Source organism: Kitasatospora sp. NPDC048286 (assembly GCF_043201735.1).
Lineage (GTDB): Bacteria > Actinomycetota > Actinomycetes > Streptomycetales > Streptomycetaceae > Kitasatospora.
The window spans coordinates 1-26,052 of sequence record NZ_JBICZE010000030.1 but is presented as its reverse complement, the minus strand read 5'-3'; the positions used below and the strand labels follow the sequence as shown (position 1 = coordinate 26,052).

General features: G+C 71.4%; 24 protein-coding genes and 2 pseudogenes. 14 read left to right on the top strand and 12 right to left on the bottom strand.

Features of this window, described 5'->3' with window-relative positions:
* Position 1 precedes the first annotated feature (1 nt).
* A complete protein-coding gene (locus ACGF13_RS39465; RefSeq protein ID WP_392884406.1) occupies positions 2–694 on the top strand; it encodes a type 1 glutamine amidotransferase domain-containing protein in 693 nt (230 codons plus the stop codon).
* A gap of 210 nt (positions 695–904) precedes the next feature.
* On the opposite strand, the gene ACGF13_RS39460 is transcribed toward ACGF13_RS39465, so the two are convergent.
* Positions 905–1,471 carry a TetR/AcrR family transcriptional regulator gene (locus ACGF13_RS39460; RefSeq protein WP_392884405.1) on the bottom strand — a complete coding sequence of 189 codons (567 nt, stop codon included), beginning with the start codon at positions 1,469–1,471 and terminating at the stop codon, positions 905–907.
* Between the two features lie 87 nt (positions 1,472–1,558).
* Between ACGF13_RS39460 and ACGF13_RS39455 the strand changes: the two genes are divergently transcribed.
* A complete protein-coding gene (locus ACGF13_RS39455; protein WP_392884403.1) occupies positions 1,559–2,482 on the top strand; it encodes an SDR family oxidoreductase in 924 nt (307 codons plus the stop codon).
* Between the two features lie 182 nt (positions 2,483–2,664).
* On the opposite strand, the pseudogene ACGF13_RS39450 reads toward ACGF13_RS39455, so the two are convergent.
* Positions 2,665–2,745: pseudogene (locus ACGF13_RS39450) on the bottom strand (AAA family ATPase); the annotation flags it as partial.
* Between the two features lie 130 nt (positions 2,746–2,875).
* Here ACGF13_RS39450 and ACGF13_RS39445 point away from each other — a divergent pair.
* Both ACGF13_RS39445 and ACGF13_RS39440 read left to right on the top strand, forming a co-directional pair.
* Positions 2,876–3,475 carry a GNAT family N-acetyltransferase gene (locus ACGF13_RS39445; RefSeq protein WP_392884402.1) on the top strand — a complete coding sequence of 200 codons (600 nt, stop codon included), beginning with the start codon at positions 2,876–2,878 and terminating at the stop codon, positions 3,473–3,475.
* Positions 3,476–3,977: 502 nt separating this feature from the next.
* A complete protein-coding gene (locus tag ACGF13_RS39440) occupies positions 3,978–4,544 on the top strand; it encodes a Uma2 family endonuclease (RefSeq protein ID WP_392884400.1) in 567 nt (188 codons plus the stop codon).
* Positions 4,545–4,946: 402 nt separating this feature from the next.
* Here ACGF13_RS39440 and ACGF13_RS39435 read toward each other — a convergent pair whose 3' ends face one another.
* Positions 4,947–5,285 (bottom strand): hypothetical protein, encoded by a 339-nt coding sequence (locus ACGF13_RS39435; RefSeq protein ID WP_392884398.1) that lies wholly within the window; start codon positions 5,283–5,285, stop codon positions 4,947–4,949.
* Between the two features lie 86 nt (positions 5,286–5,371).
* Between ACGF13_RS39435 and ACGF13_RS39430 the strand changes: the two genes are divergently transcribed.
* Entirely contained in the window at positions 5,372–5,650 is a 279-nt protein-coding gene (locus ACGF13_RS39430) for an ArsR/SmtB family transcription factor (protein WP_392884396.1), read from the top strand.
* A 396-nt stretch (positions 5,651–6,046) separates the two neighbouring features.
* On the opposite strand, the gene ACGF13_RS39425 is transcribed toward ACGF13_RS39430, so the two are convergent.
* Positions 6,047–6,643, bottom strand: a complete 597-nt coding sequence (locus tag ACGF13_RS39425; RefSeq protein ID WP_392884395.1) for a hypothetical protein — start codon at positions 6,641–6,643, stop codon at positions 6,047–6,049.
* Between the two features lie 192 nt (positions 6,644–6,835).
* Between ACGF13_RS39425 and ACGF13_RS39420 the strand changes: the two genes are divergently transcribed.
* Both ACGF13_RS39420 and ACGF13_RS39415 read left to right on the top strand, forming a co-directional pair.
* The gene (locus tag ACGF13_RS39420; RefSeq protein WP_392884394.1) at positions 6,836–7,513 is read left to right on the top strand and encodes a CatB-related O-acetyltransferase; all 678 of its coding nucleotides are present in this window, start codon (positions 6,836–6,838) and stop codon (positions 7,511–7,513) included.
* 34 nt (positions 7,514–7,547) lie between these two features.
* Positions 7,548–8,249, top strand: a complete 702-nt coding sequence (locus ACGF13_RS39415; RefSeq protein WP_392884393.1) for a hypothetical protein — start codon at positions 7,548–7,550, stop codon at positions 8,247–8,249.
* A gap of 152 nt (positions 8,250–8,401) precedes the next feature.
* Here ACGF13_RS39415 and ACGF13_RS39410 read toward each other — a convergent pair whose 3' ends face one another.
* From ACGF13_RS39410 to ACGF13_RS39395, 4 genes are all read right to left on the bottom strand, one after another.
* Positions 8,402–9,229, bottom strand: coding sequence for a hypothetical protein (locus ACGF13_RS39410; protein ID WP_392884391.1), 828 nt, complete (start codon positions 9,227–9,229; stop codon positions 8,402–8,404).
* 328 nt (positions 9,230–9,557) lie between these two features.
* Positions 9,558–10,106, bottom strand: a complete 549-nt coding sequence (locus ACGF13_RS39405; RefSeq protein WP_392884390.1) for an AAA family ATPase — start codon at positions 10,104–10,106, stop codon at positions 9,558–9,560.
* 101 nt (positions 10,107–10,207) lie between these two features.
* Positions 10,208–10,720: a hypothetical protein gene (locus tag ACGF13_RS39400; RefSeq protein ID WP_392884389.1), complete on the bottom strand. Its 513-nt coding sequence runs from the start codon at positions 10,718–10,720 to the stop codon at positions 10,208–10,210.
* A complete protein-coding gene (locus ACGF13_RS39395) occupies positions 10,717–12,030 on the bottom strand; it encodes an MFS transporter (protein ID WP_392884388.1) in 1,314 nt (437 codons plus the stop codon). The genes ACGF13_RS39400 and ACGF13_RS39395 overlap by 4 nt, the downstream gene beginning before the upstream one ends.
* On the opposite strand from ACGF13_RS39395, the pseudogene ACGF13_RS39390 reads away from it, so the two are divergent.
* Positions 11,918–12,454: pseudogene (locus tag ACGF13_RS39390) on the top strand (beta-ketoacyl synthase N-terminal-like domain-containing protein); the annotation flags it as partial. The gene ACGF13_RS39395 and the pseudogene ACGF13_RS39390 overlap by 113 nt on opposite strands.
* A gap of 120 nt (positions 12,455–12,574) precedes the next feature.
* Here the strand turns inward: ACGF13_RS39390 and ACGF13_RS39385 are convergent.
* Positions 12,575–13,048 carry a VOC family protein gene (locus ACGF13_RS39385; RefSeq protein ID WP_392884386.1) on the bottom strand — a complete coding sequence of 158 codons (474 nt, stop codon included), beginning with the start codon at positions 13,046–13,048 and terminating at the stop codon, positions 12,575–12,577.
* Between the two features lie 326 nt (positions 13,049–13,374).
* Positions 13,375–14,226, bottom strand: a complete 852-nt coding sequence (locus ACGF13_RS39380; RefSeq protein WP_392884385.1) for a hypothetical protein — start codon at positions 14,224–14,226, stop codon at positions 13,375–13,377.
* A gap of 482 nt (positions 14,227–14,708) precedes the next feature.
* Between ACGF13_RS39380 and ACGF13_RS39375 the strand changes: the two genes are divergently transcribed.
* Positions 14,709–15,041 carry a PadR family transcriptional regulator gene (locus tag ACGF13_RS39375; RefSeq protein WP_392884420.1) on the top strand — a complete coding sequence of 111 codons (333 nt, stop codon included), beginning with the start codon at positions 14,709–14,711 and terminating at the stop codon, positions 15,039–15,041.
* Positions 15,038–16,012, top strand: a complete 975-nt coding sequence (locus tag ACGF13_RS39370; protein ID WP_392884384.1) for a hypothetical protein — start codon at positions 15,038–15,040, stop codon at positions 16,010–16,012. Before ACGF13_RS39375 ends, ACGF13_RS39370 begins: the two co-directional genes overlap by 4 nt.
* An 86-nt stretch (positions 16,013–16,098) precedes the next feature.
* On the opposite strand, the gene ACGF13_RS39365 is transcribed toward ACGF13_RS39370, so the two are convergent.
* Together ACGF13_RS39365 and adhP are read right to left on the bottom strand one after the other, a co-directional pair.
* The gene (locus ACGF13_RS39365; protein ID WP_392884382.1) at positions 16,099–16,608 is read right to left on the bottom strand and encodes a universal stress protein; all 510 of its coding nucleotides are present in this window, start codon (positions 16,606–16,608) and stop codon (positions 16,099–16,101) included.
* Positions 16,609–16,658: 50 nt separating this feature from the next.
* Positions 16,659–17,672 (bottom strand): alcohol dehydrogenase AdhP, encoded by a 1,014-nt coding sequence (gene adhP, locus ACGF13_RS39360; protein ID WP_392884381.1) that lies wholly within the window; start codon positions 17,670–17,672, stop codon positions 16,659–16,661.
* A gap of 350 nt (positions 17,673–18,022) precedes the next feature.
* Here adhP and ACGF13_RS39355 point away from each other — a divergent pair, with 350 nt between their 5' ends.
* The 4 genes from ACGF13_RS39355 to ACGF13_RS39340 are packed head-to-tail and all read left to right on the top strand — an operon-like array spanning position 18,023 to position 25,773.
* On the top strand, positions 18,023–18,577 hold the full coding sequence (locus ACGF13_RS39355) for a hypothetical protein (RefSeq protein WP_392884379.1): 555 nt from the start codon (positions 18,023–18,025) through the stop codon (positions 18,575–18,577).
* Complete coding sequence (locus ACGF13_RS39350; RefSeq protein ID WP_392884378.1) at positions 18,574–20,664, top strand: hypothetical protein; 2,091 nt, start codon at positions 18,574–18,576, stop codon at positions 20,662–20,664. Before ACGF13_RS39355 ends, ACGF13_RS39350 begins: the two co-directional genes overlap by 4 nt.
* A complete protein-coding gene (locus tag ACGF13_RS39345) occupies positions 20,661–21,590 on the top strand; it encodes an AAA family ATPase (RefSeq protein WP_392884376.1) in 930 nt (309 codons plus the stop codon). Before ACGF13_RS39350 ends, ACGF13_RS39345 begins: the two co-directional genes overlap by 4 nt.
* Complete coding sequence (locus ACGF13_RS39340; protein ID WP_392884374.1) at positions 21,583–25,773, top strand: SAV_2336 N-terminal domain-related protein; 4,191 nt, start codon at positions 21,583–21,585, stop codon at positions 25,771–25,773. Before ACGF13_RS39345 ends, ACGF13_RS39340 begins: the two co-directional genes overlap by 8 nt.
* Positions 25,774–26,052 lie beyond the last annotated feature (279 nt).

Below are 26,052 nucleotides of genomic sequence, written 5' to 3'. Positions count from 1 at the left end.
GATGGCGAAACTGCTCTTCGTTCTGACCGGATCCCCCTACTGGACCCTCAAGGACGGCACACGGCACGCCACCGGCTACTGGGCCGAGGAGTTCACGGCGCCGTACACGGCGTTCACGGAAGCCGGCCACCAGGTCGTGGTGGCCACACCCGACGGCGCGATCCCCAGCGTCGACATGATGAGCCTGCGCCCCGACATGGCGGGAGGCGCCGAGACCGCCCTGGAGCTGGAAGGCGTCATCCGTTCCGCGGAGGAGCTCCGACGGCCGATCCGGCTGTCCGACGCCCGCTTGGAGGACTACGACGCCGTCTACTTCCCCGGCGGCCACGGCCCGATGGAGGACCTGTGGCTCGACGCCGACGCGGGTCGGCTGCTGACCGCGGCACTCGCCTCGGACAAGCCCCTCGCACTGGTCTGCCACGCCCCCGCGGCGATGCTGTCCACCCGGGTGCGCGGGGTGTCCCCCTTCGCCGGTTACCGGGTCACGGCCTTCACCAACGACGAGGAGTACGCCGTCGGCCTGGCCCCCAGGGCACGCTGGCTGCTGGAGGACGAGCTGAAGGAGCTCGGGGTGCAGTTCGAGCGCGGAGAGATGTGGAAGCCGTACACGATGGTCGACCGCAATCTGTACACGGGGCAGAACCCGGCCTCCGCCGGCGCGCTGGCGCAGCTGCTGCTCAAGGTCCTGAAGTAGGCGCTGGCGCAGCTGCTGCTCAAGGTCCTGAAGTAGGCGGCGACCTCCGGGCCGCCCGTGGTGCGCAGTCCGCTCACGGGCGGAGGCCGTGAGGGCGGCGGGCGCCAGGAGCCGACCGAGAGGTCGACGGAGGGACGGACGCACGGCCCGCCGCCGGCGGCCGCCGTTCACCGGCTGCGCAGGTGAGAGGCGACAGCACCTGTCGCCCGTCTAGCCGCTCGCGGTCACGGCCTTGAGCTCGTCGAGCGATTCCCGCATCAACTGCGACAACTCGCGTTCCTCGGACGCCGCGATCCAGAGCTCGAAGCCGACCTTGAAGACGGCGACGCCCACCTCGGCGGTCAGGCTCGCGGCCGGCCCCGCGACGCCTCGTCGGCGCAGGGCGTCGGCGAGCGCGGCCGAGATCGAGGCGAGCTTGATCAACTCGCGCTCCTGGAGTTCCGCGTTCGCCGCGATGACGGCCTGTCGCTGCCGGGCGAACTCACGGCGGCCGACGAACTCCTCGGAGACTGCCTCGAGTCCCGCCGCTATCGCGTCGATCGGCGCCGCGGACTCCGGGGCACCGGCGACCGCCTGCACGAACAGCTCCTCCAGCGAACCGGAGCCGGCGAACAGCACCTCGCGCTTGTCGGCGTAGTGCCGGAAGAAGGTCCGCTCCGTGAGCCCGGCCCGTCTGGCGATCTCCGCCACCGTGGTCTGCTCGTAGCCGCGCTCGCCGTAGAGCTCCAACGCCGCTTTCGTCAGGCGTCCGCGCGAGTCCGGCTCCCATCTACCCATGCGTAGATCCTACGCGATGACAGTCACTGACATCAGGTGCTAGAGTCGATGACAGTCACTGACATCGATAGTCTGGGGTGCCTTCCCATGCGTATCTTCGTAACCGGTGCGTCCGGCTGGATCGGCTCCGCCGTCGTTCCCGCGCTCATCGGCGCGGGCCACCAAGTCGTCGGACTCGCCCGATCCGACACCTCCGCCGCCGCGCTCACCGCGGCCGGCGCGGAGGTCGTCCGCGGGACCGTCGACGACCTCACCGTGCTGCGGAACGCGGCCGCCGCGTCGGACGGGGTGATCCACCTCGCCTTCAAGCACGACATCGCCTTCACCGGCGACTTCCCTGGCGCCGCCGAGGCCGATCGCCGCGCCGTCGACACGTTCGGCGACGCGCTCGCCGGCACCGACCGACCCTTCGTCCTCGCCTCCGGCGTGGCCGGCCTCACGCTCGGGCGCGCGGCGACCGAGCGGGACATGCCCGTGATCGACGGCTCGCCGATGTCGATCCGATCGGCCACCGCCCAAGCGGCGCTCGCACTCGCCTCGCGCGGCGTCCGCTCCTCCGTGGTGCGACTGTCTCCGACCTGCCACGGCGAAGGGGACAACGGCTTCATGGCGGCCCTGGTCGCCACCGCCCGGGCCAAGGGTGTCTCCGGCTACCTCGGCGACGGCGCCAACCGCTGGCCCGCCGTCCACCGCCTCGACGCCGCACGGCTGTTCCGTCTGGCCGTCGAGAAGGCCCCCGCCGGATCGGTGCTGCACGGAGTCGCCGAGGAAGGCGTCGCGATCCGCGACGTCGCCGAGGTGATCGGCCGCCACCTCGACGTGCCGGTGACCTCCGTGGCCCCCGAGGCCGCGGCCGAACACTTCGCCTGGCTGGGCGCCTTCCTCGGCATCGACGCCCCGGCATCGAACACCCTCACCCGCGACCTGCTGGACTGGCAACCGACCCACCCCGGCCTGCTCGACGACCTCGACCAGGGCCACTACTTCCACACCCCCGCCACCAGGGCCTGACCAGCCGCGGAGGCGCCGCCTGCGCGGTGCGCGTCCGATCTCACGCAGGCGGCGCTGCCGCGGGGTGGACGAGCTGCCCGACCGGATCGCGCACCGGGCCGCCCTCGACCGGCCATGACGCCCCACCTGCCTCACCGGCGGAAGCCACGTCACGGGGCATTCCAGAGATCCTCAGCAGCGGCGGGGTCGGTGAACGTCCTGGTCCAGCCGCCGAACGACTCGTTGGAAGCGATGGCGGCCCTGCGCTTCTCCTCGCGTTCGGACTGCTGTGGGGGCTCTCGGCACGCCGAGAGCCCCCACCGAAATCCCGTCCGTCTGAACAGATCTACGGGACCTTCACCGCCACCCCGACTCGGCCCTCATCCGGTGGTTCCGCAGATAGGCTCCGCAGCCATGACTCCAATTCACCTGTCCGGCCCCAAGTTGGCACTGCGCGAGGTCGAACCCGAGGACGTCGACGACCTCCTGGCCATCTACGGCGACCCCGAGGCCACCCGGCACCTCAGCTTCGAACCCCGCACCCGCGAGCAGGTCGAGGCGATCACGAACCGGTCCATCGCCTCCGCACACGCCGCCCCGCGCACCGAGTTCTGCCTCGCCGTCACTGCCCTCGGCGAGCACCGACTGATCGGCTACGCACGCCTGGCCACCGAGCCGCAGCAGGCCGCCACCATCGGCTTCGCCCTCCACCAGGCCGCGTGGGGCAAGGGCCACGGCACCGAGACCGTGCACCTGCTGTTCGCGCTCGGATTCGACGTCCTCGGCCTGCACCGCATCTGGGCCGCCCGCTCCCCGCTCAACGAGGCCTCGGCGCGTACCCTGCTGCGGGCCGGTATGACCGAAGACGGACGCATCCGCGACCACGTCTTCGTCCACGGCACCTGGCGCGACTCGATCACCTACTCGATCCTCGAACACGAGTGGAGGCCGATCGACGGACTGGAGACGGACGGAGCTGCCAAATCCGACGGTGGACGCAGCCCAGGGAGGTGATCCGATGCCGCCCAAGCCTCCTCCCCCTCGCACGACCGGGCTCTGGCCGATCCGGCACCAGGTCCCGCCGCGCGGCGGTGTCATCGACTGTTCGGCCTCGTCCTCGATCCTGTCGACGCCGGCAGCCCCGCCGCCCTGCGGGTACCTCACGGGCCCGGGGCCACCGGAATCGACTGACGGCCGTCACACGAACGGCCGCAGCACCACCCGAACAAGCTCAGTACGCAGAGCGGGCCCGTCGACGGGCGTGGAGCGGGTCCGGCCCGACGGGTCGCCTCCGCGCAGGCTGAGCGGAGCTGGTCGAGGCCCCTTCGCCCTCCTCCACACCGCTCACGGCACACGATGGCACCTAGTAACGTTACTAGGCGCCCTGGCTTCCGCTCATATCGCTGTGCGCCAGGGCCGGCTCTGCGCTCCGGCCGTGACAGCCGGAGCACAGCCGACCGATACCAACTGTCACTGGTCCGTTCCGAGGACTGAGATCCGGACAGGAGAGCAGCAGGTGAGCACGGCACATGCCGGCGCCGGTGACTACAGCCAGGTGCCGAACCCGGAGCAGGCCCTGAAGTACGCGATTCAGCACATCGCGGGTGACCTCGTCGAGATCGTCGAGGGAGTCATCACCCCCGTGTCACCGTCCTGGGCCCACGAGACCACCGTCGACCTGATCCGCGAACAGATCGGGCCCCGCATGCGCGAACTCGGTCTCCGTGCCGGTTCCGGGAACCTCGACCTGCCCGGCACGGAGAACTACTACGTCCCCGACCTCGCCGTAGTGCCCGCCGAACTCGCGAAGACCGAAGGAGCTCTCCTGCCCGACCAGACCGTGCTCGTCGTCGAGGTGACCTCGCCGTCGAACGGTGACTCCGACCGGACCGCGAAGCGCCGACGCTACTCACAGTTCGGTGCTCCGGCGTACCTCCTGGTCGACCGTCAGGAACGCACCTGCACCCTCTTCTCCCAGCCCGGCCGGCTCGGCTACACCCTGGTCGAAGGCCCCCACCCCTTCGGCACTCCGCTGCAGCTCCCGTCACCGTTGAACGTCGAACTCGACACAGCGGGTTTCTGAGTACCGACCCGGCGGGACGGAGGTCTCGTGTGAAGCCGGTACCTCGGCCTCGTCAGGGTCACCACCACGCGTACGAGATCCTCCCGGTTCTCGGCACGGTCGGTGAGGAGCTGAAGGCGGTGCTCGATCGAGCCGGCCTGCCGGTGGACAGCTCGCTGGAGCCGCTCGACGAGATCGACGGGCAGACGGACGCTCAGCCGGGCGTCGGAGCGCGTCGCGCCGCGCGGCCGGCTTGGCTCGCCGGGGCGCGGGCGACCGCCATGTCCCGGGTGCCGGCCAATCACCCGGCGACCCGTTCCTGTTCCTCGATGCGTCGCTGGAGACCGTGCACGGCCGAGGAGTCGATCTCGGCGTTCAGGCGGGGTCAACCGGTTGGGTGGCCCGGGCGCACGCGCGAGTGTGTCAGGCGGAGGCGAACTCCACGTACTCGATGATCGCGCCGCCAGGGTGCCGGAGCGTCGCGTTGCGGCCGGTGGGTACGGCGTTGGGGCCGTCGAGCACGGTGCCGCTGTCGAGGATCTCGTCGAGCGAGTCGACCAGCACGGTGGCGTGGGTGTCCCGGTACGGCGCGAGCGCCTCGGGTGTGCCGGCGATCAGCAGGAAGCCGCCGACGCGGGCCAGTTCCAGGTCGCGGTACTCGAACCGCAACCGGGGCGGCTCGCCGACGAGGGCGACGAAGGTGGGCAGGGCGATGTCCAGGTCGTCCACGTAGACGCGGGCAAGGGTGTCGAGTGCAGGCATGGCGAACGCTCCGGAGCAGACTTGATGGGCCACTGAAGATCGTTTCGACTTTCCCGAAATATCGAAACGATCGGCATACTACTGCCATGACGGACGATCTGGAACTGGCCGCCGTGCTGCACGCGCTCGGTGACCCGGTGCGCCTCGCCCTGGTCCGCTGGATGGCGGCCGAGGGCGAGAGCGCCTGCAGCCCCGACTGGCTCACGGTGCCGCGGTCGACGCTCTCCAACCACTGGCGCATCCTCCGCGAGGCCGGTCTCACCACCACCCGCCAGGAGGGCAAGAACCGCATCATGGCGCTGCGCCGCCCGGAGCTCGACGCCCGCTTCCCGGGGCTGCTGGCCTCGGTGCTGAAGGAGCACTGAGCCACTGGCTCGGCGTTCGGCGCTTGCCGATTCACTGGCAGAGCAATGGGGCCGCACGCGGCGCCGACGTGAGCGAACGGTCCCTCCGTCAGCGGCCCGCCGGGCCCCGGGCCCAGGCCCTACCAGTAGGTGGGTCGTGTCGAGCCGACCGATCGCAGGTGGTTCGAACTACCTGGACTGCCATGTCAGGATGAACGCCCACGGTGGATCCTCTTGAGGTCGGTGGCCAGCCACCTTAGTCGTGCGGGCTGACAGCGGTCCTCCGGGGGCACCAGGCCACCAGCGCCCATTCTCAGCCCTTCCGGCCGGAGAGGCGCTGTCGCCCTGATCGTCGCCGCGCTGGGACAGGTCCCTGTCCACGCAGGCACGGGAACTCCTCGGCCACACCGTGCTGCCTCACTGGTCGCGGTCGGGCCAAGCCGCCCCGAGGTCACTGCAGCTTGCGAACCGGGGGCCGGGGACCGTCTCCTGGACTGTCCGACCGTTCAGCCAGCACATCTGGAAGACGTCGGTCTCGGTGTCGAGCAGGCAGCACAGTCCGCCGCTGGCGGCGGTGAGGTCAGTGAACACCGCTCTGATGCTTGCGGACCGCTCGAACATCCTGCTCATCCCCGACGTGGCGGCGGTGAACTGCAGTGAGGCGTAGCGAGGGTGTAGCACGGACGCGAACCGGACGGTGAGGTAGACGTACCCGATCTCGACTCGCCCGAACTCGTCGGGTTCGAGGTCACGGCCGTCGATGAACCCTCGCACCGCGTCGTCCACACCGACCATGATGGACGTGTCGAGTTCGAGCATACCGTCCGTGGAGCAATCGACCGGATCGCTCTTGAAGTGGGACGTGAACGGGACGACGAGCTGGTCACCCCCGGGCAGGGTGAGCTTGAGCGGCGGCTCTTGACCGGCCCTCGGCGCCAGCTCGACGAGCTCGGCCAGTGCCCTGGCGATGTTCTCGGCGGGCACAAAGATCTCGTAGCTGTAGTCAAGTCCCATGCGCTTCATTCCCCTGAGTCGGATCACATCCTCCCATGGCGTGTCCGTCTGGACCTGGGAATTTCCGGGAGGTACGCCGACCCGGCGCTCCCGCTGACTGCCCGTGGTGCCTCGGGTCACGGGCGGTGGCAGTGAACAGCCCGCTTTCCCGCCCAGGGGAATCCATCCGCTGCGAACATGGATACGTTGTCCATGTCTTCGCACGAGATCCGGAGTGGCGCTGTCGTGAGTTCCGTCCCGCCGAACCCTTCGACTCTTCATCCGATGCCGGAACAGCCGCGTGTGGTCCTCCTGAAGCCGTTGGTGACATCGCCTCTGATCGAGGTCGGTGAGTACTCCTACTACGACGATCCGGACCGGGCGACCGAGTTCGAGACGCGTAACGTGCTCTACCACTACGGTCCGGAGAAGCTGATCATCGGGAAGTTCTGCGCGCTGGGGACCGGGGTGCGGTTCATCATGAACGGGGCCAACCACCGCATGGACGGCCCGTCGACCTTCCCGTTCCCCATCATGGGCGGCGGCTGGGCCAAACACTTCGACCTCATCACCGGCTTGCCCGGCCGCGGGGACACGGTGGTCGGGAACGACGTCTGGGTCGGCCATGGCGCCGTGGTGATGCCCGGAGTCCGCATCGGCCACGGCGCCATCGTCGCGTCCGCCGCTGTCGTCGTCGACGACGTCCCCGACTACGGCATCGTCGGCGGCAACCCCGCCAGACTCATCCGCACCCGCTACAGCGCGCCCGACGTCACCCGCCTGCTCGCGCTGGCCTGGTGGGACTGGCCGACCGAGCACCTCACACAGCACCTGCGCATCGTCATGTCCGGCACCATCGAGGAACTCGAAGCCGCAGCGCCCGGCAGGTGACGGTCCAAGGCTCATTCCTCTAGGGTCGCGGGGCATGACGGACGATTCGGCGACAGACCTGCCCGACCCCGCAACCGTGATCCGCGAGACCGACTGGGCCGCTCTGGAGTGCGGCTTCGGAGACCCGCACCGGGTGGCCGCCGGACTGCGAGACCTGTTGCACCCGGACCCGGCCATTCGGCGAGAGGCGCAGCGGGGCCTCCGCGGCGCCTTTCACGCCGAGGCAGGGGAGGCACTGCCGACGACCGTGCCGGCCGCCGCCTGTCTGGCCGGTCTGCTCGACGATCCCCAGGCCGCCGGTGCGCTCGGCCTCCCCGATCCGGATGCCCCCGGTCACTCGATGCGCGCGGCCGTCCTCGACCTGCTCGGCCACTACTTCCTCTCCGCTGACGACCGGTCCTACGCCCGGTGGGGGAACGGTCCGAACGAGACCGCCCTGCGGCGCCTGCGGCCCGCCGTCCACCGGGTCGTCGCCCCGCTGCTCGACTCCGAGGACCGAGCGGTTCGCCACTCCGCCGTCTTCACGGCGGTCTCCCTGGTCGAGCACCCCCGGCTGGCACGGCACCGCGCCGAACTCGCCGACCACGCCCGGCGCCTGCTGGAGGAGAGCGACCGTCCTGACCACCGGGACGTCGCCCTCGACGGCCTGCGCGCCCGGGGGCACGACACCGGCGGAGTCGAGTCCGAGGAGGACCGGGAGCGGCGGCTGAGGCTCGCCGTCGAGCCTCCGCTCTGAGCGGCGGGGACCGGCGGCCGTCAACGGCGTGAGGGGGTGGGTGGCCACTCGGTCCGCCCACCGGCCCGGCCGGGCCGCGGGTGCGCCGTCGGGTCCGACGGCGCACCCGCGTACATCGAGTGGTGCGACTACTTCCTCGTGACGCGTTCCCCTCAGCGGGGCGGGTCGACCTTCTCGACCGGGCCGAAGTCGCGGAAGGTGCCGTAGGTGCGCATCTGGATGCCCCGCAGCTCGGTCTTCTTGTCGTAGCGGACGGTGCGGCCCTGGGCGTCGATCCACTGGTCGAGCTGGAAGCTCTCCACGGACTTGCCCTTGAGGATCATGTACTGCTCGGGCTCCACGGCCTTCATCTGCTCCAGGTCCACCGTGCCGGAGAGGTGGTAGCACGGCGTGCCCTCGCAGTCCTCCATGCCCTTGCGGGCGGACGGGCCGAGGGCCAGCAGCGACTTGGCGTAGCCGTGGTAGTCGGCGATCCGGTTGCCGAGCGGGGAGGTGCGCCAGCTGCTGCCGTTCCTGATGTAGGTGGTGCCGTCGTCGGTGACGACGACGCTCGGGCCGTCGTTCGCGCCGCCCATCATGTCCTCGCCGCCCACGCTCATCGACTCGGCGAGCCGGCCGGAGCGGATCGGCCCGTTGAGGTTCACCCGGGCCTTGACGACCGCGCTGATCGGGCCGCCATCGGACGTGAAGTCCTGGGTGGCCGCGTACGGCGTCCTCTCCGCGAGCGCGAGCGCCGCCTCCGGGTCGATCACCCCGCCCGCCGTGGTGGCGACTGCGGTGGCGGCGGGTGCGGGCGTCGCGACGGCGGTGGGTGCCGGGGTGGGAGTCGCCGTGGGCGCGGAGGTCGGCGCGGCCTCGGGCGTGGTGGCGCCCGGGGACGCCGTCGAGGACGCGGCCGGCGCAGGGTCGCCGTCGCAGCCCACCAGAGCGACGAGGGAGACCGTCGCGGCGGCGACGGCGAGCACGGTGGAGCGGCGCATGGTCAGGAGAACCCCCGGTCGAACCAAGAAGCGAAGAGACGGGGCATCCTGCCACAGCGCCTGGTCGGTGATCGAACCGTTTTCCTCGCCGGGGCCGCCCTTGACGGCGAGTCAACGCACGTACGCCGTCTCCAGCGGTCCGTCTCCCTCGTCCGGTACGGACGGCTGGTCCACGCCGTCCTGGGGTGACGCGGGCGCGCCGCCCACTGCCGCCGCCAGGAGAACGACGTGTGCGGGTACCTGACCGTCGGCGTCGCGATCAGCCCGCGAGGGAGCTGGTCTCCCCCGGCGATGGGGTGCCGGCGGAGGCTCGCGTCGACGGCGGTGGTCACAGGGCGCCGATGGTCTTCGACGCGTGGTCGGCGACCTGGCGTGGTGTGAGGCGGGTGGTGTCGATGACCTCGGCGTCGGCCGCGAGCCAGCCGTCGTACGCCTCGGTGTAGACCGGCAGCTTTCGGCGACGGAAGGCCCGGACCTTCTCGTTGCGCGCCTCGTCGTCGGGGAATTCGACGCCGACGGCGATGCGGGCGCCGACGGTGTCGGGGTCGGCGTGGAGCAGGAGGTGCCGGAGCGGGATGTCGGCGGCACGGACGGCGTCGTGGATCTCGGCGGCGTAGTCCCGGCGCAGCAGGGTCATCGGGATGATCACCGGTCGGCCGTCGTTCTCCCGGTGGCAGCGGACGGCGAACTCGGCGACGAGGGGGCGCCAGGCCGGGTTGTCCTGGAAGTCCTCGTACTTGCCGGGGAAGAGCTGGCGCAGGAGGAAGCCGACCCCCTCGGCGTCGAAGAGGACGGCGCCGGGCAGTTCCCGCTGAAGGGTGGTGGCGAGGGTGGTCTTGCCGCCGCCGAAGGGGCCGTTGATCCAGATCACGGTCACCGGGATCTCGCTTTCGTCGCTGGGTGCTGGTGTTCGGTGTCGGAGTCGATCGCTGCGGTCCGCAGTCGCCGGCTGACCATGCCGGCCGGCGTCGCGCGCCGTCAGGTACCGGCCGGCACCTCCTCGACCTGGGGCGTGAACGCGTAGGTGCGGACCGGGTCGAGGTGCAGTTCGTAGGGCCCGAAGCAGTCCGCCGCGAGGGTGGCGACCCGGGCGCCGCAGGGGCAGGCCCGGTTGAGGCCCTCGGTTCCGTTCGGTCCGCAGCATCCGCTGCTGTTCTCCCCGTTCGGGAGGGGCCGCAGCGCGGGCGCGTCATCGGGGTGGACCACGATCGTGTCGCGGCCCCCGGCCGAGGCGACGAAACCCTCCTCGGTGGCCATGAGGATGCCGCGGGGCTGCGACGGCGCCGGGTTCTCCTGGTCCTCCTGCACGACGAAGGGGGCTCCCCAGGGCTCGGTTTCGATCGCGTAGCAGACGCGCGGCACGGTCGGCGGGGCCTGCTGTGCTCCCTCGGGCCGGGCGTCTTCGATCCCAGGAACCGTGGGGACGGCGGGCAGGGCTGTCAGGTCCGGGGTGAGCGTCGCGCCGCACTTGGAGCAGTAGAAGACGGTCATGGGGTCCGTTGTAGCCGTGAATCGTCTCGTCCCGCACCTCGCTCATCGTGCCCGCAGCCGGTCGTGCGGGGCGTGGACGACCACCGTGAGGCGTCCGAGCCGAGGACGGGTGCGAGCCGGTGCCAGATGACGTTCAGGCCCAGGAGGGAGCGCACCCGGGTGTCGACCGTGGCGGGGATGCCGCTGGCCCGCTCCGGCGGGGCGGCGGACAGGATCACCTCGGTGACGACCGCGGAGACGGCGCCGATGCCGATCGAGACGACGGTCATGCCGCTGACGAGGTGGACGGTTCCCGAACCGGCCTGGAGCAGGGCCAGCATGACGAAACCGGCGGTGGCCACCAGCAGCCCGGCGGCGATCACGTTGTGCTTGCCGACGCGCGGAGCGATCGCGGTGGCCAGCGCGATACCCACGGGCATCACGAGGAAGGTGGGCAAGGACCACAAGGCCGACTCCAACGGGCCCATCCCCAGGACGAGTTGCATGAACTGCCAGTTGAACAGGCTGAAGCCGACCAGTCCGAACGTCGCCAGCGCGTCGATGAGCAGGGGCACGTTGAACCGGCGGGTGCGGAACAACGCCATGTCGATCACCGGGTTCGCGGACCAGTGCTGGCGGCGGAGGAACGCCGCTCCCACGGCGAGTCCGGCGGCGCAGCAGGTCAGGGAAATCCACCCGAAGCCGTGCTCCGCCACGGCCTTGACGCCGTAGATGACGCCGAGGACGGCTGTGAGGGACATGGCGGCGCCGAGCAGGTCGAAACGGCCCGGCTCGGGGTCGCGGTGTTCGGTGAGCAGCAGCGGGCCGAGGAGCAGCAGCAGGGCCATCACCGGCACGTTGATCAGGAACACCGATCCCCACCAGAAGCGCTCCAGGAGCAGACCACCGATGATCGGACCGAGCACGGCGCCGCCTGCGAAGCCCGCCGTCCAGATGCCGACCGCGGCGGCCCGCTGCCCGGCGTCGTGGAACATGCTCCGGACCAGGGAAAGGGTGGACGGTGCCAGCGTGGCTCCGGCGATGCCCAGGAGGGCGCGGGCCGCGATGAGCGTCCCGGGGCTGGTCGAGTAGGCCGCCAGGACCGAGGCGGCGCCGAAGGCCGCGGCGCCCGTGAGCAGCACCCGCCGACGCCCGAAGCGGTCGCCGAGCGTGCCCATCGTGATGAGCAGGCCGGCGAGAAGGAAGCCGTAGGCGTCCATGATCCAGAGTTGCTCGGAACCGCTCGGGCCGAGGTCGGCCGCCAGGGACGGGAGCGTGATGAACATGACGGCCATGTCCATGGATGCCAGGACGCAGGGCAGCACCAGCACGGCGAGGCCGGCCCACTCTCCGGATCCGGCGCGTCAGGGTGCTGGTGAACGGCTAGCTCTCCTCGTCCGGCCCCGCCGACGAGTTCACCTACATCGGCTGACCCTGGCCGACGGTCACGGGCGGTTCCGGGTCCGGCGGGACGCGGGCGTCTTCACCGCCCTGCTGGAAGACCTGATCGCCGAGAGGGTGCCGCAGACCGCCGGAGTGGGCTTTCCAGCGGATTCGTCGTGGTCCGTACCTGTTCGGGAACTTCACCGCGGGGCCGCGGGCCGGGTGGCGTTCGCGATGGGCCTTCTCGGTCCGGTGCTGGTGGTGAGCACCCACTGCTCCTCGGGGCCGGTGGCCGTGGACACCGCGTGCGGCGTGCTGACACTGGGCGGGTGCGACACGGCGCTCGCGGGTGCGGTGCTACTGACGGTCTCGCCGGAGACGCAGTACTACGAGGCCCCGTGCTGCTGTCCGAGAGCGGTGCGTGCCACGCCTTCGACGCCCGCGCGGACGGGCGTGGGCCACGGGGGACGCCTCCCTGAGGAGGCGCTGTCGTCAGGCTTCCGTGTCCGTACGCGCCAGGATGCCTTTGAGCAGCCCCGTGGCCTGGCCCACCTCGATGAGGTATCCGTCCGGATCGCGCATGTAGCAGCGCAGTTCGGCGCGGCGGTCGATGGGTGGGGTGAGGAACTCGGCCCCTTTGGCGCTCGCCGTGGCGTAGAAGTCGTGGATGTCCGCCACCCGTACGTTCAGGAAGCTGGAGACGGTCTTGGGATCCTCCGGTGTGCGCAGGATGACATCGGGTTTGTCGGCGGTGGGCCCGCCGCCCGGGTTCATGATGATCCAGCTGTTGGCGACCTTGACGATGCAGGGGTTCTCGTCCAGCACCACCCTTCCACTCAGCACGTCGGCGTAGAACGCCCGCGAGCGAGGGACATCGCTGACCGTGAGGAAGTGCGTGAGCACCAGCCCCTCGGCCGGTGCAGGAAGATCGTCGGCTGTGGCGCCGGCAGACGTGACGTCGGACATGTGTCGAGGGTATGGCGCGCATGGCCGTGCCGCATTCTCGGCAGGTGCGCCCGGGGCCGGGTCGGCGGTGGCCGCCGTGGCCGGCTGGGCCGCCTGGCGGCGCCGACCGCCCGGGGGGGGGGACGAGTCCGTTCAGGAGGCGGCCCGCACGGGCGACCGACCTCGAGATCGCTGTGCCGAGGCGTGGTAGGTGTCACCGCCGGCGCCCACCGATCTGCCGTTCCGGGCGGACGAAGGAGCGAATGGTCCGCCAGTACGTCCGCGAGCGGTTCGGAGCGGAAGTGTCGGTCCAGTACCGCTTCGACGGTGTGCGGGTCGCGCGACGGTCAGGGGGCGGTACACAGCACCGCGGCGAGGAGCTTGCGCTGGTCGAAGCCCGCGTTCTTGGCCCACACCGTCCAGCCCGTCGGCGTCGGGGCCGAGGTGGTCAGCAGGACGTCGATGCTGCTGTCCACGTCGCCACTGAGCGGCACCTGCCCGGCAGGGCACTCTGCGGTGGCGTTTCCCACCTCCCCGGGCGCCAGCTCGATGGTGGTGCCGGGCTTCCAGGTGGGCTGTGTGTCGGAGCAGACGGCGAAGGACCGCTGGGAGGACGGGGGCGCGTCCGGGCTGTAGTTGGTGTACTTCATGTGCACCCCCCACGCTCTGATGTTGAGGAAGAACGAGCCGGTGACGAAGGTCCGGTCGCCGCCCTCGAAGCCGCCGCCGACCACGAAGCGGGTGTTGTCGCAGCCCGCTGAGGAGTAGCCGGTCTCCCCGGGTTCGAGCTGCGCCTCCATCCCCACATCGTAGGTGAGGGTGCTGTCGGTCGAGCAGATCACTCTGGGGTGGACGGTCTGCACGTCGGGGCTGGCGTTGTAGGCCTGCAGCACCCAGCGGTTGCCCGCTGGGTCCGGGGCCGACTTCCGGAAGTAGACGGCGCTCCGGAGGTCGCTGTCGACCGACGCTCCGCCCCCGGTGGGCTTTGTCCCCTGTGGGCAGTACGCGGCCACCGTTCGCTCCTGGCCCGCGTACAGGACGGCGGGGTGGCCCGGCTGCTGGCTGACGCCGCGGGTCGCCGGTGCCAGTCCGCCGTCCGCCTGTGCGTCCGGGGCGGTGAGCGCATACGGCACGGACAGGGAAAGGACTGAAGCAAGGACCGCGCCGATCGTCCGTGCGGTGCTGCGGGTGCGTCTCACGCTGGTCTCCTCGTGGCCTGGTCCCCGATCAGGAGAAGAACGTTCCCCGTCCCGCGACCGGGCGCCCCCAGGCGGACGGAGATCGCCCGGACGGAGCCTGGAAGGGGTCACCATGCTGCCGAGCGCGGTCGGCATGCGGACGGCGATCTCCGGCAGCGGCGCCAAGTGGTGCGCCCACAGCACCTACCGGTGGGTCCAAGAAGACGGATACATGTTCGGTACGAACGACAAGGCTGTGCCGGCGGTGTGGGTCTACTGGACGGTTCCACGCCACACCGGTCGGGCTGTCGCCTGCAATGAGACGGGACGACGATGCCGAAAGCCGTCCTCGCCAAACCGGCGATCTTGGTGACAACAAGCCTGCCTTGGTGACGTCTATCGTGCTTCGGCACATCCGACGATCCGTCACCGCGGCGCGCACCTCCCTTGCCAGACACTACGGCGACCGTACTATGGTGGCCGGTGTGACGAAGAAACGCTCCATGCAGGAGCCCACCTTCCTGCTGCTCACCGCCCTCGCCGACCAGCCGCGGCACGGCTACGCGCTCGGCGACGAGGTCGCCGCGATCTCCGAGGGGCGGGTCCGGCTCGGCGCCGGCACCCTGTACGGGACGCTCGACCGGCTGCTCGCCGAAGACCTCATCCGGGTCGAACGGGAGGAGACGGTCGCCGGGCGGCCCCGCCGCGTCTTCGCGCTCACCCCGACCGGCACCCAGGCCCTCACGGGCGAAAGCGACCGGCTGCGCGCCGCCCTCCGCGAGGCCGACCGGCGCCTCGCCATCACCCGGAACAGGCTTGCAGGAGGCACGGCATGACCTCGCGCCAGGAGCAGAAGGACCAGAAGGGCGGTCGCCTGACGGCGCACCTGCTGCGCCGTGCCCTCGTCCTCTACCCGGCCTCGTACGGCACCCACGCGCTGGCGGAGGTCGCCGACCACGCCGAACGCCGCGTCCGCACCGCGGCCCCGCTCGCCGCTCTGCGCGAGGTCGCCGACGTGGCGGGGCACGGGTTGCGGGTCCGGCTCGGCCTGGTCTCCCACCTGCCGACGGGCCGGGCCCTGGCCACCGCGGCCCCGCTCGCCGCCGCACTCGCCGGCAGCTACGCGGCCGTGCACCTCTGGTGGGCCGTCCGGACCGCCACCGACCCGGACGGCGGGGTACGTGTCGGATCGCTCGTCGCCACGGCGGCCCTGCTCGTCCCGGCGGTGCTGATGGCCGTCGCGGCCCTGGCCGGCCGCTGGACGACGGCCCGGGTCCTGGCGGCGGCCACCGTCGTGGCCCCGCTGCTCGTCCTGTTCGCCGGCCCCGAGCTGCCCGGTGCGCAGGCGCACATCCCACTGACCTACGCCCTGCAGGGCCCGGACACCGTGTTGTTCGCCCTCAACGCCCTCGTGCTGCTGATCGCCCCGCCGGACCGCACCACGCAACCGCGCCCCGCCGTACCGTGGGGGGCCGTGATCGCTCTCACGGCCTCGGACGCCGTCCTCACCCAGGCGCTCGGCCCCGGCGAGGGAACGATCTTCCGCACCGGATTCCACATCCTCGCCCCGGTGGTCGCGGGCGCGGCCGTCGCCTGCACCACCCGCACGGTCGGCTCCGCGGCCCTGACCGCCGTCGTCCTGGGCGTGCCGCCCGTGGTCGCCCCCGTACTGACGGGCTACTCCATCATGAACGCGACCGCACTCCTGTTCCTGGTGGCGCTGTTCACCGTCGGGTACGCGGCCGCCCTCGCCGTGGTCCGGCTGACGGACCGGTTCACCCCGCGCACCGGCCGGCAGCAGCGCTGATCCCCGGACGCGGCCGGGGCGGCCGGGCGTCGGCGGTACCCCGCCCACGCCCGGCCGCTGGAGGTCCCGTCGGCCGCGGATGCGGGTCACCGGCCGGTGGCCGGCCCTTCGGCAGGCTCGGTGCGCTCGGCCTGCTCGGTCTGCTCGGTCGGCTCGGTGTCCCGGACGACGACGACCGGGCAGGAGGCGTGCTGGACGCAGTGTTGGCTGACCGAGCCGAGCAGCGCTCCGACGAAGCCCCCGTGGCCGCGGTTGCCGAGGACCAGGAGTTCGGCACCCTCGGCGACCTCCAGCAGGACCTGGGCGGCGTTGCCGTACTCCACCCGTTCGCGCACCTCCACCGGGTACTGCGGGCCCGTCTCCTCCGCGACGGCCTCGGCGAGCGTCTTCCCGGCGTACCCCGCGACGACCCCGTCGTCCACGTCGGCCACGGGCAAACCCCACTGGTAGACGGCCGGGTACTCCCAGGTGATCACCGCCTCGACCGCGGCTCCGACCAGGGCGGCCTGACGCACCGCCCACCGCAGGGCGGCGCGGGAGGACGCCGATCCGTCGACGCCCACCACGATCCGCCGCTGTGCCACCGTCTCGTTCATGTCGTTCCCTTCCTCTTCCTTCGGGTTGTGGATCGCGGACCGGACCCCGGTCAGCGCAGGTCGAAGACCAGGCGGGCGGAGACCTTGCCGCTGAGGACTTCGTCGAAGCAGGTGTTGACGTCCTCGAGTCGGCGGGTCTCGCGGATGACCCGGGTGCGGCCGAGGGCGTGCAGGCGGAAGACCTCGGCGAGGTCCTCGCGGGTGCCGACGATCGAGCCGATGACCTTGGTGCCGTTCAACACGGTCTCGAAGACGGGGAGTTCGAGTTTGCCGGCGGCGGGGAGGGCGACCAGGACGAGGGTGCCGCCGCGGCGCAGGGCACGGTAGGCGGCCTGGAAGGAGGCGTTGCTGACGGCGAGGGCGATCGCGGCGTGGGCGCCGCCGAGGGCCTGGACCTCGGCGGCGACGTCCTGGGTGCGGGCGTCGATGACGTGGTCGGCGCCGAGGTCGCGGGCGAGGGCGAGTTTGTCGTCGGTGACGTCGACGGCGATGGTCTCGGCGCCGCAGAGCCGGGCGTACTGGAGGGCGAGGTGGCCCAGGCCGCCGATGCCGGAGACCAGGACGCGGGTGCCGGGGCGGGCGCCGGAGACCTTGAGGGCCTTGTAGGTGGTGACGCCGGCGCAGGACAGCGGGGCGGCGTCCAGGGGGTCGATGCCGTCGGGGACGGGGACGACGTAGTCGCCGTGCGCGAGCGCGTACTCGGCGTAGGCGCCGTCCACCGAGTAGCCGCTGTTGTGCTGCTGGAGACAGAGCGTCTCCCACCCGGAGACGCACTGGTCGCAGCGCCCGCAGGCGTCGGCCAGCCAGGGAATCGCGACCCGCTCGCCCACCCGGACGTGCCGCACCCCCTCACCGGCCGCCTCCACGATGCCGACGCCCTCGTGTCCGGGAACGAACGGCGGACTGGGCTTCACCGGCCAGTCGCCGTGGGCGGCGTGGATGTCGGTGTGGCACAGGCCGGAGGCCTCGATCCGGACCCGGACCTGATGCGCGGCCGGCTCCGGCACCGGACGGTCCTCGACGACCAGCGGTGCGGTGAAATCACGGACGACGGCGGCCTTCATGTGCTGCTCCCTCGGACGGTGACGAACGCGGTTCCGGTGTCCACCGGTACCGCGCTGCCTTCATCCCAGCGTCTCGGCCCGCTGTCCGCTGGGGCCGGGAGGTACCTGTCCTCCAGGACGAAGGTCCCCGGTCGCCAGGGTCGGCCGACGCGGTGTCCGGTCACCACGTCCGCGCCGATCCGCGCGGGGGGGGCACGGGGGGGCCTGAGCCCTCCGGCAAGGACGGGATCCCTCCCCAGGACGGCCAGGAGGAGCGAGTACTGCGGCGGGCCAGGGCTCAACTGGCTCCCGAGGGGCAGCAGCAGGGACTCGGCAGCGCGGTCCGGCGGACCCTCAACGCGGCGAACACCGTGCTGGCGCTGCCCGGGCTGCGCAGGTTCGGCGGCTGGGCGAGTGACCGGATCATGGTCAGGGAGCTCGGCCAGGTCAGGCGCTATCTGGCCCGCCAGGAGCAGGACGGATCCGGTCTCAGCCTGGACCAGCGCATACGCGACCGGGTCACCGCAGAGCTGCATCCCACGGGACCCACCGTCGTCGTCGCCCACTCCCTGGGAACGGTGGTGGCCTTCGAGGCGCTTCACGATCACCTCGGTACCGTGCCGCTGCTGATCACGCTGGGCTCGCCGATCGGGATGCGCACCGCCGTGCGGCGTCGGATGCGTCCGCAACCGCTGGCGGTCCCCGCGTCGGTGGGTCGTTGGCTGAACTTCTGGGACCGTGACGACGTGATCGCCGGGCACCCCTGGCTGGAGAAGTCCATCACCGCGAACAGCGCCTCGACCAGCCCGGTGAGCCGTCGGATCGACTCCGACGGCGTGTGGACCCACCCGGCGCTCAAGTACCTCGCGCAGCCCGGCGTGGCCGGACCGGTCCTTGAGGCTCTTGAGGCAGTCACGGCCGGATGACCGCCCCGTCCTCGCCCCGCCACCTCCTGGTGATCGCGCCGCAGTGCCCGGACATGGGGCTCCTCAGCGGGCTGGAGGAGGCGGCCGGATCTCTGTACGCCGCTCTGCTGGACCGCCGGGTGGGCGGCTGTGAGCGCGAAGCGGGCGCGGCCTCGCTGGTGTGCGGCCCGTCGGTGACGCAGGCGCGGATCGAGGCGGCGGTCCGTGACGCTGCGCGGCACGCGGGCCGGGTGGGGGCCGAACTCGTGCTCGCCTTCATCGGCCACGGCACGACCCAGGGCGGGATTCCCAAGCTGTTCCTGATGGCGGGCGACTCCCTCCGTGACGAGCCGACCACGGTCGTGAGCGTCGGCGATCTCCTGACCCAGGCGTTGGACACCCAAGGGGTTCAGGGAGTGATCGCGCTGGTGGACACCTGCCACGCCGGCGGCGCCACCCCGGACATCGCGGCCCTGGACGCGGGGATCCGAAGGGGCGCGGTGAACCTGTCGCTGCTGATGTCGGTCGGCGTCGGCGAGGAGGCGTACGACCTCGCCTTCACCCGCGGGCTGAACCGGGTGCTGCGCGACGGCATCGCCGGGGCCGGCAGCCGGCTATCGGCGGAGGACGTGCGCGACGCCGTCAACCGGGCGATGAACATCGGTGCCCGGGCCGTGGAGTCGAACGGCGATCCGTTCAGGGGGCGGCTGTGGCTGGCGCGCAACAGCCTGCACGCACGGGGCGGCGAGCAGCTCCTGGGCCGGATCGGCCGGGAGGACCTGGACTCGGCACTGCTGCCGTTCGGCGAGGACGGAGAGCCGCTGTCGAACCGGATCTCCAGCCCGACGGACCCGGCGGACCTGGCGCACCTCCAGCAGAGGCTCCGGGATCTCGCGCGGTCCGGCGCAGCGAACCCCGACGACGTCACCTACGCGGAGCGGGTGCTCGACGGACTCCGTGACGCGGCACGCGCCGCCGAGCTGCTCAAGTCCTGGCCCGGCGCGCCGCTGACCTCGGAGCGTTTGCGGCGCGCGGTGTCGACGGTCGACGGCGCCCCGGCCGGCGCCCGGGGCAACAGCGGTGGCGAACTGTTGCGCGACTGCGTCGAATTTCTCCGGCTCCGGGCTCCCGTGATCGGGGCCAGCCGCCTCGCACCGCTGGCCGCGTTCGTCGCCGCGCTCGCCGCGGAGGACGGGCTGGACGCCGGCCATCCGGCGCTCCGCACCTGGGCCAAGGACACCGGCGCCGTCGTCGAACTGAACGATGCCTTCGAGCGGCTGGCCGGCCAAGAGGCCGAATCCCGGCTGCGACTGGTGGTCAGCCTGCACGCGGCCCTCGCGGACGAGTGGCCGGACACCCTGCCGGCCTGGCTGCTCGACACCGGCCGGCTGGTGGCACACGAGGAGTTCCCCTGCTCCCCCACGCAGCGAGGGGTCGAAGAACAGCTCGCGTCCGTACTGCGGTGGGCATACCGTCTTGCCAGGCCGATCGGAGCAGACCTCAGACGCATCGAGATCGCCGTGCCCTCGCCCCTGCTGCTGCGCTGGCGCCCCGAGGAGACCAACCTCGGCTTCCGGCTGGGGGCCAGGCACGACGTCGTACTCCGGTGGAGCGACCGGCTCTGCCTGCCCGAGCACCTGTGGTGGATCAACACCCACGCCCGGGACCAGCTCACCGCGATGAAGGCCGGCCGCGGCGACGGCGCCCCGGTGGACTGGCTCGGCAAGCCCGAGGCCGGCAGCACCGAGGAGCTGGCCAGGAAACTGGCGGACGGCGCCTACGGGCGGGCGCTGGCACTCAGCCATCTCCCCGACCGGATCGAGCAGTTCATGCCGCTGCTGCTCGCGCACGCGCCGATCGTGCTCTGGCCCAAGTACGAGGGCGAGCTGGCCGCAGCCGCCCGTGAGAGCGTGGAACGCCACTGGGACAAGCTCCCGAAGGAGTTCAGCGTCGCCTACCGCAAGACCTGGCAGCAGGGCACCGGCCAGGACCACGCGGAGGGGACCGCGGCACTGGCCCGCATGCGGTCCGTGTGGCACGACACCGACTGGCTGGACTTCTGCGACTGGTTCGAGACCCGCACGACCGATGGAGAGAACGCGCAATGACCTGGAGCCCCTTCTACGTCGGTGACGGGCACCCCCGGAACGTGGACCTCGGCGCCCCGCCGCCGTGGCGCACCTTCCCCCGGCAGACCCCGCCGCACCGCTTCCAGCCGCCGCCCGGCCTGGTCGAAGCAGTCAACGCGGCGCTCGCGCTGCGCCGACCGCTGCTCCTCACCGGCGCTCCCGGGTCCGGCAAGTCCACGGTCATCGAGCAGGTGGCGGCGGAGCTGACGCTCGGCGACGTGCTGCGCTGGCACATCACCTCCCGCAGCACGCTCGCGGAGGCGCTCTACCGCTACGACGCGCTCGGCCGCATCCACGCCCAGCGGATCGAGGGCAACACGGGCAGCGACGACATCGCCCCCTTCCTGCAGATGGGGCCGCTGGGGACGGCACTGCTGCCCACCGGACGTCCTCGCGCCCTGCTGATCGACGAGATCGACAAGAGCGACCTCGACCTGCCCAGCGACCTGCTCGACGTCCTGGAACGCGGCGAGTTCGAGGTCCCCGAGCTGGCCAGGTACCGCGACGACGTCGTCCACGTCCGCGAGTGGGGTGGCGAGGCGCACCATCCCGTCACCAAGGGCCGGGTCCGCTGCAACGGATTCCCGTTCATCGTGATGACGAGCAACGGCGAACGGGACTTCCCGGCGGCGTTCCTCCGCCGCTGCATCCGCTACACGATGCCGGCGCCGACGGTGGAATCACTGCACCAGATCGTCGCCGCGCACCTGGAGGTCTCCGAGGAACAGTCCGGTTCCGTCGACGCCGTGGTCACGGGCTTCGTCGAACGGCTGGGGGCTGGCGAGAGCCTCGCGGTGGACCAACTCCTCAACGCGGTCCACCTGCTGATCGGAGCGGACGCGCCTTCGGAGGAGGACGCCCGGGCCGTCCTGGACCTGGTCCTCAACGAGCTCTCCCGTGTCTGATCTGTCGGCGCCCGTTTCGTCTCCGGCCGCGGAGGCGCAGTGGGAACCGACGGCGACACCTCTGGAGCGCATCGTCGCGGCGCTGCACGCCACCGCTCCCGGGCTGGACGCGACGGCCCTCTCGGAAGCGATCTGGCTGGCTTCGCGTCTGGGGTCGGCGGCGCCGCTTTCGCCAGGAGGGGACGGTGACCTCGCGGAACCGGCCGACGAATCGACCGCCGAGGCCCCGGACACCGTCGCACCGCAGACCACCCCGCCGACCGCACCGCCGACCGTTCCCCGGGGCCGTACGCCCGTGCCGGCGTTCCACGAGCGGCTGCCCGGGTCGGATTCGCTGGTCCGCGGCGATGCGAGCAGCATCCCGCGCGCGGGGGCGCTGCCGCTGGCACTGGAGGTGAGCAGGGCACTGCGTCCATGGAAGCGGCCCTGGCGCGCCGGCCGACGTCGGACCCTGGACGTCGGTGCGACCGTGGACGGCTACGCGCGCAGCGGCGATCTGCTCCCGGTCTTCGGCGCGGCCCCGGAGCGGTGGTTCGACCTGGTCCTGGTCGTGGACCGGTCGCCCTCCATGCAGGTCTGGACGGAGACCGTCGACGCCTTCGCCGGGACCCTGGACCGGCTCGGAGCCTTCCGCACCCTCCAGGTCCGCGATCTGACCTTCGACGCCGACTCCTCCCCACAGCTGCGCGACTCCCAGGGCCGGTCGAGCACGGTCGGACAGCTGCGCTCACCGAACGGCCGCCGTCTGGTGCTGACGGTCTCGGACTGCGCCACCGACGCCTGGCGGGCACCGGCGGTCTGGCAGCAGCTGCGCACCTGGGCCCGGACGACACCCGTCGCCCTGCTCAACCCACTGCCGACGAAACTGTGGCGCCGCAGCGGACTCGACCTGCCGACGGTGCGGGCGACGCCGGACCGACCGGGCGCGAGCAGTCCCCGGCTCTCCTTCACCCTGCCGCTCCTGCTGCCGGAGCCCACGGGCGACGGGACCGACCGCTCCTGGCTCCCGCTCCCCGTCGTCTCACTGTCACCCCGCCACCTGGACCGCTGGTCGCGAGCGGTGATGACCGCAGCCCCCGAAGGCTGCGCCGCCGTCCTCGTCCCGCCCGGCGGTCGCCTCCCGACCCGCCCCGGTCAGCCGCACCCGACACGGTCCAGGGGACCGGCGGAACTGGCGGACGGCTTCCTGCGGACGGCGGCACCCGCCGCCGCCCGACTGGCCGTCCTGTGCTCGCAGTTCGACCGCTTGAGCCTGGGGCTCCTGCACACGATCCGCCGGGAACTCCTCCCGCGCGCCACCACCGCGGACCTCGCCGAGGTGCTGACGAGCGGCGTGTTCACCCTGGAGACGGATCCGGGCGGCGCCGTACAGGTGGTGGTGCCGCCGCAGGCCCAGACCCGGCTTCGGCAGGAGCTGACGGAGCACGAGGTGTGGCGCCTCAACCGGGCACTGAGCCGCTCCGTCTCCTCGCAGGGCGCCGGCCGGGGAAGGCTGCCGGCGGTCGTCCGGCACCCGGAGGGACAGCAGGAGTTCCCCGCGGCGTCCGTGCCGTTCGGCCAGGCGCTGGAGCGGACCCGCGAACTGCTCGGACTCCCGGCGGCGTCGGAGACCGGCACGGCCGTGCCCTCCGGGGACCAGATCGCTGAGGACCTGACCAGCTTCGCCACGCGACTGGCCCTGGCCCTGCTGCCGACGGACGTGCCGCCGACGCAGGCCGAACTCACCGACAGTGCCCACCTGGTGACGGAGCTGCTGGAGAGGTACAGCGGTCACCTGGACCGGGAAGCCCTGCTGAGGCGCCTTGAGACCCTGGTAGCAGTCTTCCAGCCCGCTCCCGTCGCGTCGGACACCACCGTGCACCTCCCGTGGCTGGACCGCCGCACGGGCGACCGCAGCCAGGACTTCTGGGAACGTCACCTGCGGTACCTCCGAGAGATCAGAGCCGTACAGGAGGACTGGGCCCGATACCTCGACGAATCCACCGACGAGGTGCTGGGCCGGCTCGAAGATCCCCACAGGGCCGGCGGCTGGCGCCGCACCGGGCTGGTCCTGACGCAGGGGCCCGGGTCGGGCAGGACCGGCCACGGCATCGCCCTGGCGGCCAAGGCCATCGATGCGGGCTACCGCGTGATCGTCTTCCTGACCGGCAACAGGAACAACCTCCGGATACAGACCCAACAGCACGTCGACGAGGGCCTCCTCGGCTTCGACACCGGATTCCGCCGAAGGACCGACCGCCATGACGGCGCGCTGAGACACCTCACCGGCGCCGGCGCCCTGCCGAACGCCAAGCAGCTCAGCATCATTTCGCTGACCGGTGCGGACAGGAACGGGGACTTCACCCCGGCCCGTGCGGCACAGATCGCACCGCTCGGAAGCACCATCCCCCTGGTCTTCGTGGTCAAGAAGAACCCACGGATCATCGGCAGCCTGCGGGACTGGCTGACGAAGCTCACCGGCCCGGTCACGGGGCGGCCGGTCGACCAGAGCCTCCCGCTGCTCGTCATCGACGCCGGTTACGACTCCTACAACTACCTCCCCAGGCGCTGGACGAGCACCCCGTCGGCCAGCGAGACGAGCGTCTACGAACTGGTCTCGGCGTTCGAGAAGGCGGCCTTGGTGGCGTACCCGACGACAGCCTATGAACCCGCACTGTTCCGCCGGTTCCCGGACACCTTCGCCTACCACCTCGCCCCTCCTGTCCGGCCACCTCGGGATTTGGCGGGCCTGTTTCGGCACTACGACGAGGAAGCCCGTCAGGAGACGACCGGGCCGACTTCGATCCTCCGGCTCGTGAGCGACAACGAGTCGTGGCTACCCAGCCGCCACGACCAGTCCGCCGCACCGGGGGCGGAACTGCCGGCCTCGCTGCGTGAGGCGATCAACGCCTTCCTCCTCGCCTGCGCCGTCCACCGAGCACGGGGCCGGTTCTCTCCACGCAACTCGATGTCGGTCTCCGTCAGCCGTTTCATCAACGTCCAGACACTGGTGCGCGACCAGGTGGCGGCACACCTCGGATTCGTCGCCACCGCGCTGCGCGACCACCGCGCCCACGGCGCGGCCCTGCCGACGGCCGACCTGCGGGAGCTGTGGCGGTCCGCCGTCGAATGGGCCGGTACCTCACGGACGGAGGTGGCAGAACACCTGGCGGCCGAAGCCGCGCGAGTCCGGGTCGTGACACTGAACAGCGCCTCACCCAACCGGCTCGGCCGCCTCGCCGGCGCCCCCGGCGTCGTCGTGGTCGGCGGCACGAAGCTCGCCCAGGGTGGGGGACTCGACGGCCTGACCATCAGCTACAACCTCCTCCCTCACGACGTCGGCGAAGCGCTGGACCGCCGGTTTCTCCTGCGGGATCCGGCCCTCTTCCGCCACTACACCACCGCCGAGGTGATGGACAGTCACTCAGGCCTCCTGACAACGGCCACCGAACGCCCTCCCCGCACCGCGCGGTCGATCAGCCCCGAGCCGCCCACGGAAAGCCCCGTCGAGGACCTGGCCGGCTTTGCACCCGAGACCGTGAGGTTCAGCCTGTCACCCGAGGTGCTGGAGCAGAACTTCCAGACGCTGGAGAACTTCGTCAGGTCACTCGACGCGCTCGGCAGCCGGCAGACCGTCGACCCCGCCAACCGGAGCGTGCTGTGGCGGGAGGTACCGTACGAACTGATCGTGTCGAGGCTCCTCGACGACTATCTGCCCGCTCCGGGCAACACACCGATGCTGCCCGAGCGCGTCGCCGCCTACATCCGGCAGTGCGCGGCCCAGGGTTCACTCCGCACCTGGGCCGTCCAGCTCATCGGCATCGAGACATCGACACCCGAACACGACATCGCCGGCCACCGGCTCGGCCTCGTGAGACGCAGCCCCACGGATCTCCCCGTTGGTGACTCCTACACGGTGCGCCGCCTGACGAACCCCCGTCACGAAGTCCGGGACCTCGACCAGGAGCAGTACGACACAGCGCTGAAGATGACTCTGGCAGCCAGAGCGAACCGCGGCGGCATCGCCGGTCCGCGTGCGATCGAGATCCCTTCCGGACATGCCATCAGATCTGTACGACGCCACGATCAACCACTGCTGACGATCTACCCTCTTCTCTCTCCGCTTCACGACACCGAAGGCCCTGGCGTACCGGTCGTGGGGCTTGCTGTGAGCTTCCCCTTCGCCAACCGGACCGACGAGTAGCCTGCGCTGCCGACCAGTTGGACGGCAGCGCAGGTGGGAGGGAGCAAGCGCGGGCCGGCGCAGAGGAGCGACTGGGTGCTCCCGAAGCCGGCTCGACGGGCCTGCTCCAGGACGTCGCAGGGATCGGCCGGGCCGTGGTGACGGCTCTTCTGGGCCCGGAAACGCGAATAACCCCCATCCGGATTCCGGATGGGGGTTATTCAGAAGAATTGTTCGGCGGCGTCCTACTCTCCCACAGGGTCCCCCCTGCAGTACCATCGGCGCTGTGAGGCTTAGCTT